Source organism: Hugenholtzia roseola DSM 9546, assembly GCF_000422585.1.
Lineage (GTDB): Bacteria > Bacteroidota > Bacteroidia > Cytophagales > Bernardetiaceae > Hugenholtzia > Hugenholtzia roseola.
Genome location: NZ_KE383883.1, coordinates 43,742 through 63,809 on the forward strand (window position 1 = coordinate 43,742; position 20,068 = coordinate 63,809).

Consider the following 20,068-nt stretch of genomic DNA (forward strand, 5'->3'; position numbering starts at 1 on the left):
TTAACATCACTGCCCCAAAGGGAGGGGCTTTGATTCGGCATCATTTTTTTTGCATAAATGCAAAAAAAATGATTTGGTTTTCGAACCCTCCCCTATGGGGGGAGGGCAGGGTGGGGGTTCAGCAGGTTTGTGCGAAGTTCAAAACCCCGTTTTTTGACCTTCTGACCGTTGTAACAACGCCAAAGAGCGGCGAGTGAGGGCGAAGTGAAAGGTTCTTTTGTTTATGATTTAGATACGATTTTGTACCCAAATAAAATTATACATTAAACTCAATTCCTTGTGCCAAAGGTAGGTCTTTGCCGTAGTTGATGGTATTGGTTTGACGGCGCATATAGACTTTCCAAGAATCTGAACCCGATTCTCTACCGCCGCCCGTTTCTTTTTCACCACCAAAAGCACCCCCAATTTCTGCACCCGAAGTCCCGATATTGACGTTGGCAATGCCACAATCTGACCCCCAAGCCGCCAAGAAGGTTTCAGCTTCGTGCATATTGGCAGTAAAGATAGAAGAAGACAAGCCTTGTTTGACATCATTTTGAATATCGATAGCCTGCTCTACACTACCTTCATACTTTAATAAGTACAAAATGGGCGCGAAAGTTTCCTCTTGCACCATTTCATAGTGATTTTGTGCTTCTACAATAGCAGGCTTGACATAGTTTCCTTTTTGGTCTAAAATTTCGCCGCCTGTTATCAATTTTCCACCTTCGGCTTGCACTTTTTCAAGTGCCTTTTTAAACATTGCCACAGCCTCTGCATCAATCAGGGGACCGACCAAAGTGCTGCTTTCCAAAGGATTGCCGATACGCAAAGAGGCATAAATTTTTACCAAACGCTCCTTGACTGTTTCATACACGTCTTTGTGTACGATAAGGCGGCGCGTAGTGGTACAACGCTGTCCGCAAGTGCCTACTGCGCCAAAGACAGTCGCGCGGATAGCCATTTCTATATCGGCATTAGGCGTGATGATGATGGCGTTGTTGCCCCCTAATTCCAAGAGGGAGCGTCCCAAACGCTTGCCCACAATTTCGCCTACGGCTTTGCCCATGCGAGTAGAGCCTGTGGCAGAAACCAGCGGCACATTTTTGTCTTCTGCCATCAATTTTCCGATTTCAGCGTCACCGATAATGATAGAAAAAATACCTTCGGGTAGGTTATTGCGGCGCAAAACATCAGCAATAATATGCTGACAAGCAATGGCGGTAAGGGGCGTTTTTTCAGAAGGTTTCCACACGCACACGTCGCCACAGACGGCTGCTAACATCGCGTTCCAAGACCATACCGCCACAGGAAAGTTAAAAGCCGAAATGATACCCACGATACCAAGCGGGTGATACTGCTCGTACATGCGGTGGTTTGGGCGTTCAGAGTGCATCGTGAGTCCGTAGAGTTGGCGTGAAAGTCCGACGGCAAAATCGCAAATATCTATCATTTCTTGTACTTCGCCTAAGCCTTCCTGATAGATTTTGCCCATCTCATAGGTAACCAACTTGCCCAACGGCTCTTTGTATTGGCGCAAAGCCTCACCAATTTGGCGCACAATTTCGCCGCGCTTAGGGGCAGGCATCGCACGCCAGATAGGGAACGCCGCCTTTGCCGTTTCAATGACGTGCTTGTAGTCGGAAGGCAGTGCCAAGCGCACAGAGGCGATTTTTTCACCATCAGCAGGCGAAAAGACTTCGCGCGTCGCGCGTTTTTCGGTGGTGCTGCCCCATTCCAACCCTGTAGAATAGGCAGGATTGATGGCTTTGATGCCCAAAGTTTCTAACATTTCGCTAATTGCGGTAGGTGCAAGGGTTTCCATATTGTATAGAGGGGATAAATTAGTAGCAAAGTGGGAAAAATAGAGATGTCGCAAAGGTACGAAAAAAATGGGAAAGGGGGAAGTGGAAAAGCGTGTAAGAAAGCAGGAAAAATATCCTAATATGGTATATTCTTTTTTAGGATATAATTTTGCCGTATGCGAACTTTACACTCAAAACCTTATCAACAATTTTTAGTCAGATTAAATCTGGCAAGAGAACAAGCAGGCTTGACACAGGTAGAGGTTGCTCAAAAATTAGGCAAACCGCAGTCTTTTGTTTCCAAGTGTGAACAAGGAGAGCGAACGGTTGATGTTATTGATTTGATAAAATTTTCTAAAATTTATCATTGCAGCTTAGATTTTTTCTTTGAAGAAGTTGAAATATGAAAAACTACAATTCTATTCGTCAGTCTTTAATTCAAGATATATCTCAAATAATTAATCTTGAAAAAATTTATACAGAAAGTATTTTAAAAGGATTATGTGATAATGCCTTAAAAATAAAACAAGATTTTGATAAAACGATTGCATTGCGAGATTTTTGGTTTCGCTATGCACCTCGTCAGAGAGGACATAAACCAAGTGGAAAATCTTTGCCTTGGGGTGAGGTAGGAGAAAAGGTATTAGATGCCTATCTTTACAAAATTATTGTAGAAATTTTTGATAATATCCGTTTCGTAGGCTTGCCTTACGGACACGACATTCGTTTTGTGAGTGAATCTGCTTTTGTACAGATGGACATCAAATCTACGGGACCGACTGACAACACAGACGAAGTGGTATCGAGTCCTAATCAAGTTTCAGGAGATGGACTTTTTATAGATGAAAATGGTGTTTTTAATTCGAAAGTATTGGTACAAGGCTCTTCAAAGGCTATGGAATTTCAGCCTGAACTTCCACCGTTTTATCTAATTGATAACAAGGTTTTTATCACACTTACTTTTTATCTGAAATGTGTGTACAAGGTTATCGATTTAGGAAATCAGCCTTTGGATTATTTAGAAATGATTTGTGTCCCAAATGGCTTGCTGATGTTTGACAGTTTGCATTATGCAAAAAACACAAAAGGATTGCTGACTCCCGGCAAAGATATTTTGACCTCCGCCCATAAACGGACTCGCATCAAGTTAAATCCTTTGGCTCAAATTGCAAAATGGCGTTGTCAAAAGATTGTTTTTTCAGAAAAGGGTTTTGAGATTCGTTTTCGTTAAATAGGTTGTTCCTCCCTTGTTGATAACTTGTAATTTTGGCTTGCGCCAAAGCCACATATTTCTCTTCTTTTTCAATGCCTATAAAATTCCGCTCTGTTTGCAGACACGCCAAAGCCGTCGTACCACTGCCCATGAAAGGGTCTAATACCGTATCATTTTTTTCCGTTAATAGTTTGATACAACGCAGGGGTAGTTCCAAAGGAAACATCGCCTCATGCTCGTCGTTGGCACGTACCGAAGGAAATTCCCAAACTGCCCGACTCCCCCATTCTGTCCATTCTTTTTGACTTAACTTATCTCTGTTGATAACCGTTTCGCCCGCTTTCCAAAAAATGTAGAGATACTCAAACTCATCTACAGAACGATAAGAATTAGATATCCAACGTGAATTATGCCAGCTTGCATCTTTTTTCCAAATTCGACGGTCATACAAATATAAGTTCGCTTCTTGTGCGAATTGCTGAATGTATTGCCCTACTAATTCTACTCTTGTTTGTGTCAAATATTTTCCACCACGAATATTATTGCCGTTCAAACGCCTATCAATCGTTTGTTCGCTACACCCAAAATGTTTTGCCAGCTCATACTTATTCCAACTTGGATTTTGCATCTTTACAGCCAAAATGTCTTCCTTACTCAATAATACTTTATGCTTTGAAGGATTAGGCATTTGAATTTTAGGCATCGTTTCATCGGCGAAACAAAGAATATCGGCAATATTTACCACCATAAATCCACCTTTTTTTAGAATGGGAAAATGTAAAGCAATTACTTTTCGTAACATTTCTTTCCACTCTTCAAACGTCTGATTTCTTTCGTATTCTTTTCCCAAATGATAAGGAGGCGACCAAACACTACAAGAAATGCTTTCTGGTTCAATTTGTTGCAACAAATTTTCCGATAAGCCTTGATAAACTTGGTTTATTTCAAAGTATATCATAATTTTGTTTTTAAATCTAAAAGACTAATAGCTTCCAAACTATTAGTCTTTTTCATACTTCCAAAACCCCAAAAAAACTTACCCTACGCTGCCTTCGAGCGAGATGGCGAGTAGTTTTTGGGCTTCTACGGCAAATTCCATCGGTAGATTATTGAGGACTTCTTTGCAGTAACCATTGACAATAAGTGCAACGGCTTCTTCTGTGCCGATACCGCGCTGGTTGCAATAGAAAATTTGGTCTTCACCAATTTTTGAAGTAGTGGCTTCGTGTTCTACGGTGCTACTGCTATTTTCTACCTCTATGTAGGGGAAAGTGTGTGCGCCACATTTGTCGCCGATAAGGAGAGAATCGCACTGGGAAAAGTTACGCGCGTTTTCAGCACGCTTCATCACCTGCACCAAACCGCGATAGGAATTTTGGCTAAAACCTGCCGAAATACCTTTCGAAACGATACGGCTTTTGGTATTCTTTCCAATGTGAATCATTTTTGTGCCTGTATCCGCCTGCTGACGGTTTTTCGTAACGGCAACAGAATAAAATTCGCCTACTGAATAGTCGCCCTTCAAAATGCAAGAAGGGTATTTCCAAGTAATCGCCGAGCCTGTTTCTACCTGCGTCCAAGAGATTTTAGAACGTTCGCCAAAACAGATGCCGCGCTTGGTTACGAAATTATAGATGCCGCCCTTGCCATTTTTATCGCCCGGATACCAATTTTGTACGGTAGAATATTTCACTTCCGCGTTTTTATGGGCAAAAATTTCTACCACTGCCGCATGAAGTTGGTTTTCGTCGCGCATGGGGGCAGTGCAGCCTTCCAAATACGAAACATAAGAACTTTCGTCGGCTACGATAAGCGTGCGCTCAAATTGTCCTGTGTTGGCTTCATTGATGCGAAAATAAGTGGATAGCTCCATCGGACAGCGCACCCCCTTCGGAATGTAACAAAACGAACCGTCGCTGAATACTGCCGAATTGAGAGCCGCAAAGTAGTTATCTTGCACAGGCACTACCGAACCCAAATATTGGCGCACCAAATCGGGGTGATTTTTTACCGCCTCACTAAAAGAGCAAAAAATAATGCCCAACTCTGCCAACTTTTCTTTGAAAGTCGTCGCCACAGAAACGCTATCAATTACCGCATCTACGGCAATGCCCGAAAGCCTTTTCTGCTCATTGAGCGGAATCCCCAACTTTTCAAAAGTAGCCAAGAGTTCGGGGTCGAGTTCGTCTAAACTCTTGGGATTGACCTTTTGCTTAGGCGCAGCATAGTAAATAATGTCCTGATAGTTGATGGTCGGAAATTTTACATTCGCCCATTCTGGCGACTTCATCGTCTGCCACTTGCGAAAAGCCGCCAAACGCCATTCTAAAAGCCATTCGGGTTCTTCTTTTTTTGCCGAAATAAAGCGTATGGTGTCTTCGGTAAGCCCCTTAATTGCCTTTTCAGACTCGATGTTGCTTACGAAGCCGTATTTATATTCTGATTCTGTGATTTCTTGTAGAATATCCTGCTCTTGATTGTTTTCTGCCATGATACAAGGAGAGGGGAGAGGAATGGAAAATAAAGCAAGCCCATACTTGCTTTCAAATTAAAACAAGGTACGCCCTTTGCGAAACAAACCCAAACTCGATGTCGCTTAGGCAAGGGCGAAAAGAAAGTTGCTATTTAAAATAAGTCTAAATAGCTCGCTACAAAGATACAACCTTTTTCATAGAAAAATGTTTGAGGGGCGTTTTTTTTCGTCAAAAGGTTGGAATTTAAGCACGCTACGGCTTTTTTTCTGCCTACAAAAGGCTTTCCCCAAAGGGCTATTTTCAAAAAAGCCGCCTCTGCTTTTGGTGGCATTTGGCATTTTTAGACGAACCTTTGATAGCATTGGTCGTTTTTTAGCGAAAAAAAAGCGGCTTTATGGTGCTTTTGTGCCAAAGTTTGAAATAAAGCTATTACTTTTGCAGTTGAAAAAGAAGAATTTAAGCCTAAAAATCACGGCTGTTAGTTTTGTGTAGCTTTTACGCAAAATCCTCACTTCTCTTTTCTTTTGATGGTAATTGCTTGCCCTTCTGCTCTTATTTTTACCCCAAAACGTTCCCTATATGAAGTTTTTGAAATACACGACTTTCGCTTTCGCCATTTTACTCTCGTCTTTCTTTTTCTACGCCTGCGAAAACAAATCTGCCCAAAACACCGAAACCAATACAGATAGCCTTGCCGTAGATAGCACGACAAACCAAATGCAGCCTCCTACTCAATTTCCCAACTTAGAAGCCATGATGACCGACATCGGCGACTATGCCACCTATCAGGTCAAGGGACAAGACCAAGTAGAGGTTACTTCCAACGTTCCCAACTCGGCAGATGCAGCGTATATTGAAAAGACCATCAAAATAGACCTGCTCAAAGTGGCGTATCGCACCTTTATCCACACCAACTTAGAAAAAGTAACGGTTACCGCTCTTGTCAATGCCACAGTAGAAGGCAAAGAAAAACAAGAAGTCCGCACCCTTACCTTCGAGCGCAACAAAGCCTTAGAAGCACTCAAAACACAACTCAATCTAAACGACTTCAAAGATTTGGTAGGTAATAAAATGGGCGACCTCTACCGCCCTGACATGCAAAATGCAAACTTTGAAAACCTTATCGAAGCCAAGCTCGATGCCGTCTATAACGATTTGCAGGCAAAATAAATCGCCTTCCTTTTTGTCATCAAAAAAAGCCTTCAAGTAATCCCAAAACTTTACTTGAAGGTTTTTGTTTTAGGATAGCTATGCACTGACCTGCTGATGCTTCGTTCTAAAAAATCCTTGCCTTGTCGAAGCTAAAACGAAATAAAATTTGGACTGAATCAGATTTGGGTCTGAACACTCTCTTTATCTCCCTCTTTTATCTATCTCTTTTATCTATCTCGCTCACTTCGAGCAAGACCGCCTTGTTCTTACATTTCTATCGAAAGCCTTTGAACCTTGAAAAAGTTACTGCCTTCTATCCAAAGTCCGAAAGATTTAAAAAGTTACACCCTACCCCAGTTGCAACAAATTTGTACTGAACTGCGGCAAGAAATCATTGCACAAGTGGCGCAAAATGGGGGGCATTTGGGCGCAAGTTTGGGTGCAGTAGAACTCATTACGGCTCTGCATACCGTTTTTGACGCGCCCCAAGATACCTTTATTTTTGATGTAGGACATCAGGCGTATGCACACAAATTGCTCACAGGCAGGCAGGCACAATTTCACACCAACCGCCAATGGGGAGGCTTGGCAGGTTTTCCCTCGCGCAACGAATCGGAATATGATGCCTTCGGAACGGGACACTCCTCCACTTCCCTTTCGGCGATATTGGGCATGGCGCAAGCCCATTTTTTGGCGCGGAAAAAGAATTTTCATATTGCCCTTATCGGTGATGGCGCACTAACGGCAGGGCTGCCCTTCGAAGCCCTTAACAACATAGGACGCTACCCACATCTGAATATTTTGATTGTGCTAAACGACAACGGCATGTCGATTGACGAAAATGTAGGGGTCTTGGTTTCGCATTTGAATACAATTTTTGAGCAAAATAAAAATCAAAAATTTGGTACAAAACCAACAAGAGAAAACCTTTTTACAGTCTTAGACCTACCCTATCAGGGCGGGATAGATGGACATCATTTGGAAACTTTGCTCGAAATATTTTCGGCTTATCGCCAAAAAGGGGGCTTACAGGTCTTGCATTGCAAAACTGAAAAAGGGAAAGGCGTACCAGCTGCCGCCCAAGACCGCATCTTTTGGCACGCACCCAGCTCTTTTGATAGCCAAAACTTTGAAATCCTACCTGCCGAAAAAACAAAAAAGTATCAAGATGTAGTAGGCGATACGCTTTTAAAATTAGCACAAAAAAATGAAAAAATAGTCGTCATTACCCCTGCTATGGCGACGGGTTCTTCTTTGCGCGAAGTGCAAAAAGCCTTTCCAGACCGCTGCTTTGATGTAGGCATTGCCGAACAACACGCCGTAACCTTCGCCGCAGGAATAGCCGCCGCAGGAGGACTGCCCTTCTGTGTCATCTATTCCACTTTCCTACAAAGAGCCTACGACCAACTCATTCACGATGTCTGTCTGCAAAATCTCAAAGTTGTTTTTTGTATCGATAGGGCAGGGCTTGTGGGCAATGATGGCGCAACGCATCAAGGGGTTTTTGATGTCGCTTTTCTGCTCCCTATTCCCAATCTTATCTTGGCTGCTCCTGCCGACGGTACAGAATTAGCGCAATTTTTAGAATGGGCAGCCGAAACGCCTCTCAATCAGACTATCGCCATTCGCTATCCGCGCGGAAAGATACCCACTTGGGAACTTGAAGCGGCATCACCGCCCATCGAGCTTGGCAGAGGCAGACTTTTGAGGGCAGGAAAGACTTTTGCCATTTTTTCTTTCGGAGCGATTGCGCATCAGGCACAAAAGGCAATACAAATGCTTGATAATCAAGAAGATAATCAAGAAAATAATCATATAGAATTTTCTCAAATTGCACACTACCATTTACGATTTGCAAAGCCCTTAGATGAAGCGTGGCTTTTGGAAATCATACCCCAATACGAAAAGATTTTAATTGTAGAAGAAAACACCTACATAGGCGGCGTGGGAGCAGCCATTTTGCAGTGGGTAGAAAAATGCAAAAAACAGAATCCTGCACTTTGTCGGGTTGCTTTTCAAATTGTTGCCATCGCTGATGCCTTTGTCGGACAGGGCAGCACAGAGGCACAGTTGCACCATTGCAACTTAGATGCGAGCAGTCTTGCCACACAAATCAAAACTTTTTTCAGCCTTTAAAAGGCTTGAAAAAGAGGCTTTTTCGCGAAAAAAGCCGCCCTTCTGCAACTTTTTTTAAAAAAAATCAGTTCTGCATTTGCAAGGTTCAAAAAAAGGTGATACCTTTGTGGCACGTTTGAAGGCAAGCACTTCAAACAAGATTTCAAAAGAGAAAGAAACGATTTTCTACCTTAGTTTTATTGTCCTATAGTTTAATTGGCAGAACGAGTGATTTTGGTTCATTTGGTCGAGGTTCGAGTCCTCGTGGGACAACTATAAAACAACAAGCACGCATTTCCTAACGGCAGAAAATCTTAGTGAAAAGTTTTGGTATAAAACCTTCACACACCTTCTTTCTTGTCCCATAGTTTAATTGGCAGAACGAGTGATTTTGGTTCATTTGGTCGAGGTTCGAGTCCTCGTGGGACAACCAACTATTCTTCTTTTCTAAAAGCATCTTCCCTTCGGAGATGCTTTTTTTTATGCCCTTTTTCAACAAAAAAAGCCGACGGCAGTTTTCTTTCTGAATCCTACCCAAGACCTAAATGCGGCTCTGCGCCTAATTTTTATGCTCAAAATTGCCTTTCAGCCTGCTTACGCACACCCTTTGCCCGAAGGACACCGCTTTCCTATGGCAAAGTACGAACTGCTACCGCTTCAACTCCTACACGAAGGAACGGTAAAGGAAGATAACTTTTTTGTGCCTACTGCCGCTACCCAAGAGGCGGTTTTGGCAGTGCATCAGGCGGCTTATTTACACGATTTGCAGACACAGAACCTAAGCCGTCAGGCGGAAAGGCGTATCGGTTTTCCACTTACCCCTGCTTTGGTAGAGCGCGAACTTAGCATTTTGGGTGGCAGTATCCAAAATACGCTCTATGCCCTTGAATATGGCGTGAGCATGAATATTGCAGGCGGCACGCACCATGCCTTTACCAATCGCGGCGAGGGCTTCTGCCTTTTGAATGATATTGCAGTGGCGGCGCAGTTTCTTTTAGACCAGCAAAAGGCGCGTAAGATTTTGGTCGTAGATTTAGACGTGCATCAAGGAAATGGTACAGCCGAAATTTTTAGCAATCGCCCTGAAGTTTTTACTTTTTCTATGCATGGCGAAAAAAATTATCCCCTCCCCAAAGAAAAATCCGACTTAGACCTGCCCCTACCCGATGGCACAGGCGACAAGGTCTATCTCGATTTATTAGAAAAAAATCTTGCTTTTCTTTTAGAAACCCAAAATCCTGACTTTATTTTTTTCCAATCGGGCGTTGATGTTTTAGCCACTGATAAGTTAGGGCGTTTGGCACTGACCTTAGCAGGCTGCAAGGCACGCGATAAATTCGTTTTGAAGACTTGCAAGGAAAACAAAATCCCCGTAGCGATTAGCATGGGCGGCGGCTATTCTGAAAAAATTGCCGACATCATAGAAGCGCACGCCAATACGTTCCGCTTGGCGCAAGAGATTTATTTTTGAGCTATCCCCCCCTCTGTGGTAGTAAAGTTAAATTCCAAAATTATCATGCTAAAAAATAACCCAAATGTTAGGCATATTCTGCTCCTCTTTCTTATCAATGGGGCAAATCTCAAATAGCACGTATAAAAAGGGTAGAAAAATTTAGTAGTCTTTAAAAAAATTGTATCTTCACGGTCTAATTAGCTTACAAAATCTTTTATGGAAGACGAAAAACCTAATCAAAAAGAACAAAATCTTTACGATAAAATTTTAAAGGAAAATATCTTAGCCTATATCTTGCAATTTTCAGAAAGACAGTTAGGTTTTCACATCAAAAAACACGCTTTATTAAAAGATAAACTACAAACTACCTTAGAACGCGAGGCTGATTTTTTAGTCCTTATCACCACCCAAGACGAAAAAGAGTTTATCCTACAATTAGAATTTCAAGCAAGAGATGAGCCGAATATGGTACTTCGCATGCAAGAATATCATGCTATCTTACAAAAGAAGTATCAAAAACCTATTGTTCAAATTGTTTATTACTTAGGCGAAACGCCCAGCAATATGCGCTCTGCCCTTGCGCCTTCAGAAATTTTTACAGGCTTTCAATTAAAATCTTTCAGAGATTATTCCTATAAAGAATTTATCGAATCTAAAAATGCCGAAGAAGTCATTATGGCAGTTTTGGCAGATTTTGGGAGAGAAAAGCAGGAAGAAGTCATCAGTAAAATTTTATTTCGCCTTTCGCAACTAAAAACCGATATTACTGCGTTAAATAAGTATGTCAAGCAGTTGCTTGTTTTGGCGCGTTTGCGCAATAAACTTCCAAAAATCATTCAAAATCAATTAGGCAATATGGGAACAATAGGATATGACATCGAAAAAGATGACCTTTATTTACAGGGTTTGCAAAAGGGCAAACTCGAAGGAAAACTCGAAGGAAAGCTCGAAGGAAAGCTCGAAGGCGAACGCGCGGGTGAGTTAAAAGCTCGCCGTGAATTAGCGATTTCTTGCTTACAAGATGGACTTTCTGTTGAGAAAACCGCCAAACTCACGAAGCTATCCAGCGAGGAAGTTCGCAAATTGAGCAAAGAATTGTAACGCTATTAGTGATATTCGGCTGTTGTTTGTGCAGGATAGTCGGAGGAAAAGACAACAAAGACTATATTATTGCTTCAAAAGTAGCATTTTTTGATATTTTTACAGCGTCTTACAACGCAAATCCAAGATTTGCCCCCACTGATAAGTTGTAGTGGCAGGCTACGCCTAAGAGGGTGAATGACATTTACAAATTCTTGGTCTTACTTTTTGGATATGAACTTTATAGGATTTCTTTTTGTTAGCAAAATGGGCTTTCTATGGAGTTCCTTTTTTTATTTATAACCTTAAAAAATAGTATTATGACATTTGACAAAAATTCACACTCTGTTCAAATGGTGTTTGCAAAAGATTACAAATGCCCATCTATTAACCATGTGTTTCCTAAGGGGAGTTCTGTCGAAATTATAGATGTTGAGCCTACTGATTTGTCTTTTGGCTCGTATTACAAAGCAGTGTTGCCTCATAAAATTGGAGAAGTTTATAGCGTTCTTGTTCCAAGAAATTATTTTAGCACAAATATGCTTTTTTTAAAGAGCCATGCTTGCCCTTCACTTGACTACATTTTCGACAAAGGACAAAAGGTACACGTTATACGCTTTTCTGAAAATTATTGCTTAGTCCATTTAGATTATAAAATTGGGGATGTAGCTTACGTTCAGGTTCCAAAAGACTTGCTCAAATAATCAATGCTAATTTTTTGCAGTCACTTACTTTGTTTAAGTGGCTGTTTTTTTTATTGGGACATACAAAAAGTCACTACGCTCCTGCTTGTGTCGCCACAAGCAATTAGAACAACTAATCCTACTATATCCCTATTTATTCTTTTCTAAAAGTTTGATTTTTTCCTCTAAAAAAGTTATTTTTTCTAATAGATGTTCATTTTGCAGGCGCAACTTTTCGTTTTCATGCGCTAAAGCTATATCGGAATAAATATGATTATTTTGACCACTTAAAAAGTTATTATGGTTACTATTAACGAGGTGATTTTTTTCTCCCCAGCCTACAAGTTGTTCAGGTGTGAGGTCTAACTCTTTGCTTATCAGTTCCAAACGCGAATAAGATAGGTCGGTTTCACCGCGCTCGATGTTGCCATAGCCTTGCACTGACATATTGAGCAGTGTCGCCATATCTGCCTGCGAGAAGCCTTTGCGCTCTCTAAAAAAGCGTATTTTTTCGCCAATGGTCATAAACATATACAGTCAAATTGTATTTTTGTAAAGTTATTCTCTATTTACAAAGGTACGTTTTTTCACGAACTTTGCAAAACCAAAACAAGATTTTTTTTCTTTGTTTCGGTCGCGTATGCTGAAAAGCGAATAGAGTAGGCGGTAAACTTAGAATTTGTAAAGTTAGTAAAAATCTCTATTTTTGTGTATCTTTACAAGTTTTAGGAGAAATTGGTATCTCTTTATGAAAAAGACGAAATATCTGTTACTAACCACATTTTTGACTGCCTTAGTATTTAGTTTGTTCTCTATTGTACGAGAGAGTGTTGGGCAGTCGCCAATACCTTCTAACTACAATGGGACTGTTAAGCCCTGCGGAAAAGGTAATAAAGGTTCAAAATGTGGGGCACCTGGAGCATTTAAAAATTGTTATCGTTCAGGAGGAGATTGTAAAGGTGCAGGTGGTCTCGGGCATGAAGAACTTGATTTAGATTAAACAAAACTAAATTTAGTAACATATAATATCTAGATATTATATGTTACTAAAAACTAAAATTATATGAAACAAATACTAACAATTTTCTTTTTATTATTGTGGATTTGCGCCTGCCAAACTTCTGAGGAAGCGAGTTTGAGTCATACCTTGCACCCTATTGATACGGTGGATATTGCTTTGGATAGCCTAAGCGCGTTAAGTGGTTTTGATTTTGTCGTGCCAGAGAGCGATTCTCTGCCCTATCTCAATACCTATAACACAAAATTACATGCTTTTGAAACTTATAGCATAACTGAAAAAAAATTGATAAAACGCACTTTTTTAGCAAAAGAAGGGCAAAACGCAATCTTGCCTGTTTCAGATTGGTACTTTCACACACAGGATTCTATCTTTTGCCTCAATGAGATGCTGCCTTACCTTTTTTTATTAGATGGTGAAGGGAAAATCAGGAACAAATGGGATTTGACCGCCCAACTTCAAGTTGCCCCAGATGATGCTTATACGATAGCAGGCTCTGAAAGTGTTACAAATAATTTGTATTATGACAAAAACAATAAAACCTTATATTTTTTTATACTATCAGATACAAAAGAGTTTCAAGAATTTTATAAAAGCTATATACAAGCATCTTTTCAAATAGAATCAAAAAAATTAACATTTCAAAAATATCCTCCCAAACACTATCAAGAAAGTTGCTGTTATCCCATTGATGCTTATGACTTTATTAAAAAGGGAGATAGCCTGATTTATGCTTTTGCTTTCTCTAATAGTATTGAAATAAAAACTCAAAAAAAAGAAAACATAAAACCTTTTTTTATTTCGAATGAAACTATAAAAAAACCTATTTTTAATACAGAAGTACAAACTATGTTTAATTTTTTAATTGAAACCCCTTATGGACGAGGACTTTGGTACGACAAGCAAAACAAACGCTTTTATCGAGCCGTCAAACATAAGCAACCTCTCAAAAATGCAACAGGAAAACTGAACGGCTATGCAGACGCTGCTTTCGCTTTACTGATTGGTGATGAAAACTTTAACAAGATTGCCCAAGTAGAATTTCCTGAAAAGTCTTACGATTTGCACAGTTCTTTTACTTACCAAGGCAACTTTTGGATAGCTCTGTATAGTGAGATTGTTGAACGTGAAGGAACTATGCGTTTTGTTATTTTTCAAACTATAAAAAAATAATACTATGTTAAAAAAACAATTTATATATTTTTTATTTTTTATTTTTATTATATCTTGTATTAATAATGATATAATATATAAATATGAAAAAGACTTTTTTTTGTTAATGAATAATGAATATAAAATCAATATAAACGATTTAAATAATCATTATGTTCTAATATTAGGTAACAATAGTTGTAATTCTTGCAAAGAAGAAGTACTTCTTTTTTATGAAAAAAAATTAAAATTATTATTAAATAATGAAAAAGTTTTAATTTTAATAAATTATAGCCCTGCTAAAAGTATGATTAGCGAAAATATACGCTTGATTGAAGACCAAGAAGGCATATTACAGGAGTATGAAATAAATGCTTATAATCCTCAAATATTATTTTTAAAAAATAACAAAGTAATTTTTCATTCTTATATAGAGAAAAATAACTTTATAATTATAGAAAAATTTATTCAAACTAATTTATCTAATCACTAATCTCTTCTCTTTATGATGCGTCTCTCTTTTTGCCTCTTTGCAGTTTGCTTTTTTTGGCTAACGGCTGCCCATGCACAAGATTCTATTCCTACCAACTTATATTATCAAAATGAAAAAATTACGCTTTCTTTTTTTCATTTTTTACCAAATGATTTCAAAGTAGGATACGATATAAATAAAGAATCAAAACTTTATTTATTAAACAAAAACAACTTGATAACAGACGAACTGTCTCTTCCCTTTTTTCCACAAGACCTCATTCCCACCGATAGCAACGCTTTTGTCCTGCGCAACCTACAAAGTGGATATCTTGTCGAAATCCAAGATGAAAAACTAAAAGTAATTGATAAAATAAAATCATTTGCTCTTGAAGAAGAAAACGTCTCATGTTATATGCCTATTTACACTGCATTTGGAGTAGTGGCACACGACCTTGCTAAAAATCCGCGTTTTTTTCTCAAAGATAGAACAAGCAAAACGCATTATCTCTTTACAAAAGAAGGTAAAAAAGCCAAAGGCAGCTATAATTTCGCGGTGTGGCGTGAAAACTTTTGTGCTTTTTTTTCCGACGAATGGATAGGCTATGACTTATCGAGTCAAAAGCAAACTTTTCGCTACTTTCTGCCAAAGGAAAAAAACGCAAATTGGCGTTATGTATTTGACTATGTATTGAAAAAACACTATTTTGTGTACGAAAAAAAGATAAGTAAAAAAGCAAGTAGCTTTTTTCTGTATCAGTACGACGGCAAAAAAACGCTTCGTTTTGTGGCAACACTGCAAGATTTTCCCTATCATATTTACGATAACAATTTGCATTTTATTAAAAAATATGAAAATAAATGGGCGCATTTTGTTGTTGATATAAAATCTGATAAAACAAAACAAGCTGATATAGAATTATTTGAAGTAAAGTAGTTTTTATACACTTTATTTCCCTACGCCCTTGCCTGTGTCGCCAAGAGGAATTACATAGTCGTCTGCGAGGACACAGCATACAAATTTTTACGCAACTTTATTTTCTATTTATCGTATAAAAGTTCATTCTTTGACTAAAAAACGATAAATCTTATGGTAACCTTCTTGCTTTATCCTTATACCACTACGCCCGAAATCTTTTTGGAGCGCATCAAAGAAATAGGGCTTGGGTTTGGTTGGAAACTTTCAGACGAAAGCCCGAATCACCTTGTTTTTATCAAAAAAGGAAATATGAACACATTTTGGTCGCAAAAAATAGAAATTGCCTGCGTGCAAAGCGGTTTTGCGAATATATCAACTACTGTTCAAAATCCTTTACATAGTGGAATGGGTGGCATTTCAGACGAGCCAACGAAAGACCTTATCGAGAGTTATCAAAAAAGATTTATTTTATAGAATATAAAAATTATATAATTTTCATACCAAAATGGGGACAAAAGACACTTGTCCCCATACCAAACAAGCGATTTTAGCACTTAAAGCAACGTTTCTTTGATAAGAATATAAATCCCCATCACGAGTACAAACCAACCGAAGGCAGGTTTTAGCTTTTTGCCTTCTATTTTTTGGGAAAGTGCCATGCCTGCAAATATGCCCACAATGGCAAAGGCGGAAAAGATAGCTAAGAAAGTCCAATCGATTTGCGTTTTGCCCAGCTCACCTGTAAAGCCTAAAAGGGATTTGGCGGCAATGATAACCAAAGAAGTGCCTACCGCCTGCTTCATAGAGAGTTTGGAAAGTACCACTAAGGCAGGAATTATCAGAAAGCCCCCACCTGCCCCCACCAAACCTGTGAGTACGCCCACAACACTTCCTTCTAATAAAATCAGGGGATAGTTAAATACCTGTTCGGTTTCTTCTATTTTTTCTGTATTGTTGTCTTTTTTAATCATACTATAAGAAGCCGCAATCATTAAAATTGCAAACAAAAGCATCAATAGAATATCGCGCGTAACCACAAAACTTCCTACCGAAAAGACCTCGTCAGGGATATTCGGTACAAGGTAAGCACGTGTCAGATAAACGGCAATAATGGAGGGAATCCCGAAAACTACCGCCGTCTTGACATTGACTAAGCCTTTTCGAAAATAGCCCACAGAGCCTACTGCGCTGGTCAGTCCGACGATAAAAAGCGAGTACGCCGTTGCGGTAGTGGCATCAATGTCGGCTAAATAGACCAAAACAGGAACGGTGAGAATACTTCCGCCTCCCCCGATAAGCCCCAAGGATATGCCAATGACGATAGCCAAAAGGTATGAAATTATGAGCATCATAGAGTTATTTTTTTTGAGTTTGACTGCAATTTGATTACAAAGGTAGGCAGTAGGCAGTAGGGAATTAGGAACAAATGTTACTTTTAGCGAAAAGCAAGCCCCTCGAAATGGGCTACGGCAAGGCAAAAGATAGCAGAAAATCTATTTTTCACACGCCCAAAAAGCTAAAAGAAGGTTTTGCCGCTATTCGCCTAATAAAATTTTGAAAAATTCATATTTTGTTCATGTCAGGATAAGCAACTTGTCCTTAAAAAATCTTATTTTTGAGAGAGATTTGCGTTTTTCATTTTCTATTCTAAAAGCATCAAAAAAATAGCCTTTCACCCCAAAACTGTTTTCAAATGTCTGCCAATGGGCTTCAAAATCATACCTACCTAAGCCAAAAGAAGATGCGAAACTTCTCTATCCTCCTCCTATTGTCTTTTTTTCTGGTGCTACAATCGCTAAAAGGGCAAGATTCGCTGCTGTATCAATTTTCGCTCGAAGATTTGCAAAGTGCGGAAGCAGGGGCTTTCATAACGACGGCTTCGAAAAGGGCAGAGCGCGTAGAAGATGCGCCCTCGGTGGTGTCGGTCATTTCGGCGGAAAATATCCGTATTTTTGGCGGAAACACACTTTTTGAGCTATTAGAGCGCGTCAGTAGCATTTACCTAACAGGCTCGGCACTGCTTCCCGACAATATGATTTCTATGCGCGGCGACGCAACGGTGCATTATAGCAACCGCATCTTGATTTTGATAGATGGCAGACCCTATCGCGACAATGCAGGCGGCGGGATTCGATTGGCATTTTTTCAGTTTTTCCCCCTTGAAAACATCGAGCGCATCGAAATTATACGCGGACCGGGGGCAGTTTTATATGGCAGCGGAGCTTACACAGGGGTTGTCAATGTCATTACCAAAAAAGAGAAGGCGCAAGCGACAGCCGTTTCCCTACGGGCAGGCGGCGATGGGCGCGTGCAAGGGGCAGTGCGTTTTTCTACTCCACTTCAAAAAAAGGGCAGCCTTTCTATCGGGGTGCAGGGTGCAAATGATAGGGGTTGGACTTTCAACGCCACAGACGGAATGGGGCTAAATCGCGACCTAAGACGCAGTACGCAAGGCGCAGGTCTGCACCTGAAAGCAGAGTATGACAACTTTCACCTTCATAGTTTTGCAGGCGTGGCAAATACAACGGCAATGTATTTTCCCGGTGCCTGGTCGAATTATACGCGCATCATAGGCAACGACACACTTCGGAATTTTTATAGCGATTTCCAAGCCATTCATTACAGCCTTTTTGCTGATGCAGGCTATACTTTCGCGCTTTCTAAAAAGTGGAAATTAAGCACCAATGTTACCTACAATGGTTTGCGCTTTGTAGAAACAGCAAAGGGCGCGGCAGACGACATTGCCATTACCCGTTCGGAAGATTGGATTTTTGAAGTGGCAAATTTTATAGAATTAGGTGAAAAAGGGACGCTAATTTGGGGCGGCTTGGCGCAGCGCATTTCGGGCAATCAGACCTTTCCTATCAGCCTAAGACGCGAAAAGACAGAGGAATTTCCATACGAAGCCGTCGGTTTTGGTAGCTATAATATCTTCGACTTCAATCTTGGGCGCAATCCTGCCCCTCCTTATATCATCGAACCCTATCGGGAAACGTGGTTTTCGGGCTACTTACAAACCGATTATCGCCTTTCTTCGCATTTTAAAATTGTTGTAGGGGGACAACTGAATAAAGCCGCGCAGGTTGCACTCGATTTTGTGCCGCGTCTTGCCCTTATTGCAAAGGCAAACGATTATGTGGGTGCAAAACTGTTGTACGGCGAAGCCTTCCGCGTAGGTGCGTCTTCCGAGCGTTTTATTCGCGTTAATTTTGTCTTTGGCAATCCGAATTTGCTACCCGAAAAAGTCAGGACTGCCGAATTTAGTCTTTATTACAACGACCCCAATCAATTTTCAAACCTCACCCTAACCTATTTCCAAAACCGCCAACGCAATATCATTACGCGCTCTTCGAAGGCTGCCCAAGACAACAACATTCCCGCCTTCGAATACTTCGACAATAGCACCCTACGCCGCTCACAAGGTTTTGAGTTGGAAATAAGCCTCAATCCTTTGGATAGGTTCAAGGTCATGGCGTATGCAAGTGTGATGGAAAGCCAAGATGAGGTTGTGATTCGTAGCAGCAACAATGCACAACAGCAAGACTCGATTATTCGCGTATCTAATTTGCAGGGCATGCCCCAGACGATGGCGAAAGTTGGCATTTCTTATACCGACCCGAAAGGTTTTTCTTTGGGAGTCTTTAATAGCTTTTTTACGGGCGTAGACATCTTACAAGCCACTCCGCAAGGCGTTGTGCCTATGCCACTTATCAATCCTGCCGCTACCTCTTTTCATTGGCTGACGGCACAAGTCCAACTTTCAGTAGGCGAACTGCTCACCCTGCCTAATTTAGTGGGCTTAGAAGCCACCTTTTATGGCGAAAACCTCCTCAATCAGCGCGTTATGAGCATCGAGCCGCAGCGCAACGTCAATACCCTACCTTCACGTGGAGGACGCAGGTTTTATGCAGGACTGCAATATCGTTTTTAACGATTTCTTTTTTCTAATACCGAAACGATGTCGGCAAGGGTTAGGTCTTGTGCAGCCAAAAGCACCAAGAAATGGTACAATAAATCGGCACTTTCTTCTTCAAATCGTAGCTTATCGCCTTTTACCGCCTCGATGACGCTTTCTACCGCCTCCTCGCCTACCTTCTGCGCAATTTTAGGAATCCCCTTTCTAAAAAGCGATACGGTGTAAGAAGTCGCCTCTGGATTGTCAATTTCTTTTTTTCGCTCCTGAATAAGATTTTCCAAGCGTTTCAAAAAGGCAAGTTCGGCACTCGAATCTTGATTGGGTTCATCAAAACAGGTATCACTGCCTGTATGACACACACCTCCCGTAGGATTTGCTTGGATAAGAAGGGTATCATTGTCGCAATCCAATTTATGCGAAACTACATGTAGAAAATTGCCAGAGGTTTCACCTTTCGTCCAAAGTCTATTTTTGGTACGGCTAAAAAAGGTAACGACCTTTTCGTCTAAGGTCTTCAAATAAGCGGCTTGGTTCATAAAGCCCAACATCAAGACTTTTTGCGTTTGTGCGTCTTGGACAACAACGGGGAGCAGTCCGCCTAATTTTTCGAAATCTGGCTGCATGAAATTGATTGGGGT

At 40.5% G+C, this 20,068-nt stretch carries 19 protein-coding genes and 2 tRNA genes; 15 read left to right on the plus strand and 6 right to left on the minus strand.

The features are described from left to right. Positions 1–256 precede the first annotated feature (256 nt). On the minus strand, positions 257–1,804 hold the full coding sequence (amaB, locus tag G500_RS0115960) for an L-piperidine-6-carboxylate dehydrogenase (RefSeq protein ID WP_027003280.1): 1,548 nt from the start codon (positions 1,802–1,804) through the stop codon (positions 257–259). 156 nt (positions 1,805–1,960) lie between these two features. Here amaB and G500_RS25535 point away from each other — a divergent pair, with 156 nt between their 5' ends. Both G500_RS25535 and G500_RS0115970 read left to right on the plus strand, forming a co-directional pair. Continuing rightward, the gene (locus G500_RS25535; protein ID WP_086047936.1) at positions 1,961–2,191 is read left to right on the plus strand and encodes a helix-turn-helix domain-containing protein; all 231 of its coding nucleotides are present in this window, start codon (positions 1,961–1,963) and stop codon (positions 2,189–2,191) included. Then, on the plus strand, positions 2,188–3,015 hold the full coding sequence (locus G500_RS0115970) for a BglI family type II restriction endonuclease (RefSeq protein WP_027003281.1): 828 nt from the start codon (positions 2,188–2,190) through the stop codon (positions 3,013–3,015). The genes G500_RS25535 and G500_RS0115970 overlap by 4 nt, the downstream gene beginning before the upstream one ends. Here G500_RS0115970 and G500_RS23850 read toward each other — a convergent pair. After that, entirely contained in the window at positions 2,927–3,955 is a 1,029-nt protein-coding gene (locus G500_RS23850) for a DNA-methyltransferase (RefSeq protein ID WP_086047937.1), read from the minus strand. The two genes, G500_RS0115970 and G500_RS23850, sit on opposite strands and share 89 nt — an antisense overlap. 78 nt (positions 3,956–4,033) lie before the next feature. Then, a complete protein-coding gene (gene sufB / locus G500_RS0115980) occupies positions 4,034–5,488 on the minus strand; it encodes a Fe-S cluster assembly protein SufB (RefSeq protein ID WP_027003282.1) in 1,455 nt (484 codons plus the stop codon). A gap of 562 nt (positions 5,489–6,050) precedes the next feature. Here sufB and G500_RS0115990 point away from each other — a divergent pair. From G500_RS0115990 to G500_RS0116025, 7 genes are all read left to right on the plus strand, one after another. Next, on the plus strand, positions 6,051–6,641 hold the full coding sequence (locus G500_RS0115990; RefSeq protein ID WP_154657189.1) for a hypothetical protein: 591 nt from the start codon (positions 6,051–6,053) through the stop codon (positions 6,639–6,641). A gap of 276 nt (positions 6,642–6,917) precedes the next feature. Further along, positions 6,918–8,759: a 1-deoxy-D-xylulose-5-phosphate synthase gene (locus G500_RS23855; RefSeq protein ID WP_035757749.1), complete on the plus strand. Its 1,842-nt coding sequence runs from the start codon at positions 6,918–6,920 to the stop codon at positions 8,757–8,759. Positions 8,760–8,939: 180 nt separating this feature from the next. Continuing rightward, a tRNA-Gln gene (locus G500_RS0116005) sits at positions 8,940–9,011 on the plus strand. Between the two features lie 85 nt (positions 9,012–9,096). Further along, positions 9,097–9,171, plus strand: a tRNA-Gln gene (locus G500_RS0116010). A 135-nt stretch (positions 9,172–9,306) separates the two neighbouring features. Continuing rightward, on the plus strand, positions 9,307–10,209 hold the full coding sequence (locus G500_RS0116015) for a histone deacetylase family protein (RefSeq protein WP_027003285.1): 903 nt from the start codon (positions 9,307–9,309) through the stop codon (positions 10,207–10,209). Between the two features lie 198 nt (positions 10,210–10,407). After that, positions 10,408–11,292 carry an RpnC/YadD family protein gene (locus G500_RS0116020; protein WP_027003286.1) on the plus strand — a complete coding sequence of 295 codons (885 nt, stop codon included), beginning with the start codon at positions 10,408–10,410 and terminating at the stop codon, positions 11,290–11,292. Positions 11,293–11,591: 299 nt separating this feature from the next. Next, the gene (locus tag G500_RS0116025; RefSeq protein WP_161626149.1) at positions 11,592–11,975 is read left to right on the plus strand and encodes a hypothetical protein; all 384 of its coding nucleotides are present in this window, start codon (positions 11,592–11,594) and stop codon (positions 11,973–11,975) included. Positions 11,976–12,104: 129 nt separating this feature from the next. Here G500_RS0116025 and G500_RS23860 read toward each other — a convergent pair whose 3' ends face one another. Then, the gene (locus G500_RS23860) at positions 12,105–12,485 is read right to left on the minus strand and encodes a helix-turn-helix domain-containing protein (RefSeq protein ID WP_051203750.1); all 381 of its coding nucleotides are present in this window, start codon (positions 12,483–12,485) and stop codon (positions 12,105–12,107) included. Positions 12,486–12,702: 217 nt separating this feature from the next. Between G500_RS23860 and G500_RS25790 the strand changes: the two genes are divergently transcribed. From G500_RS25790 to G500_RS0116055, 5 genes are all read left to right on the plus strand, one after another. Further along, complete coding sequence (locus G500_RS25790; RefSeq protein ID WP_154657190.1) at positions 12,703–12,954, plus strand: hypothetical protein; 252 nt, start codon at positions 12,703–12,705, stop codon at positions 12,952–12,954. 63 nt (positions 12,955–13,017) lie between these two features. Then, positions 13,018–14,145 carry a DUF4221 family protein gene (locus G500_RS0116040; RefSeq protein WP_027003288.1) on the plus strand — a complete coding sequence of 376 codons (1,128 nt, stop codon included), beginning with the start codon at positions 13,018–13,020 and terminating at the stop codon, positions 14,143–14,145. Between the two features lie 4 nt (positions 14,146–14,149). Then, on the plus strand, positions 14,150–14,617 hold the full coding sequence (locus tag G500_RS0116045; RefSeq protein ID WP_027003289.1) for a hypothetical protein: 468 nt from the start codon (positions 14,150–14,152) through the stop codon (positions 14,615–14,617). A 12-nt stretch (positions 14,618–14,629) separates the two neighbouring features. Continuing rightward, entirely contained in the window at positions 14,630–15,532 is a 903-nt protein-coding gene (locus G500_RS0116050) for a hypothetical protein (protein ID WP_027003290.1), read from the plus strand. Between the two features lie 153 nt (positions 15,533–15,685). Next, entirely contained in the window at positions 15,686–15,988 is a 303-nt protein-coding gene (locus G500_RS0116055; protein ID WP_027003291.1) for a hypothetical protein, read from the plus strand. 80 nt (positions 15,989–16,068) lie between these two features. On the opposite strand, the gene G500_RS0116060 is transcribed toward G500_RS0116055, so the two are convergent. Then, positions 16,069–16,866: a sulfite exporter TauE/SafE family protein gene (locus tag G500_RS0116060; RefSeq protein WP_425402050.1), complete on the minus strand. Its 798-nt coding sequence runs from the start codon at positions 16,864–16,866 to the stop codon at positions 16,069–16,071. Positions 16,867–17,207: 341 nt separating this feature from the next. Between G500_RS0116060 and G500_RS0116070 the strand changes: the two genes are divergently transcribed. Beyond that, positions 17,208–19,445: a TonB-dependent receptor plug domain-containing protein gene (locus G500_RS0116070; RefSeq protein WP_027003293.1), complete on the plus strand. Its 2,238-nt coding sequence runs from the start codon at positions 17,208–17,210 to the stop codon at positions 19,443–19,445. On the opposite strand, the gene hisIE is transcribed toward G500_RS0116070, so the two are convergent. Continuing rightward, positions 19,442–20,053, minus strand: a complete 612-nt coding sequence (gene hisIE, locus G500_RS0116075; protein ID WP_027003294.1) for a bifunctional phosphoribosyl-AMP cyclohydrolase/phosphoribosyl-ATP diphosphatase HisIE — start codon at positions 20,051–20,053, stop codon at positions 19,442–19,444. The two genes, G500_RS0116070 and hisIE, sit on opposite strands and share 4 nt — an antisense overlap. Positions 20,054–20,068: the final 15 nt, after the last annotated feature.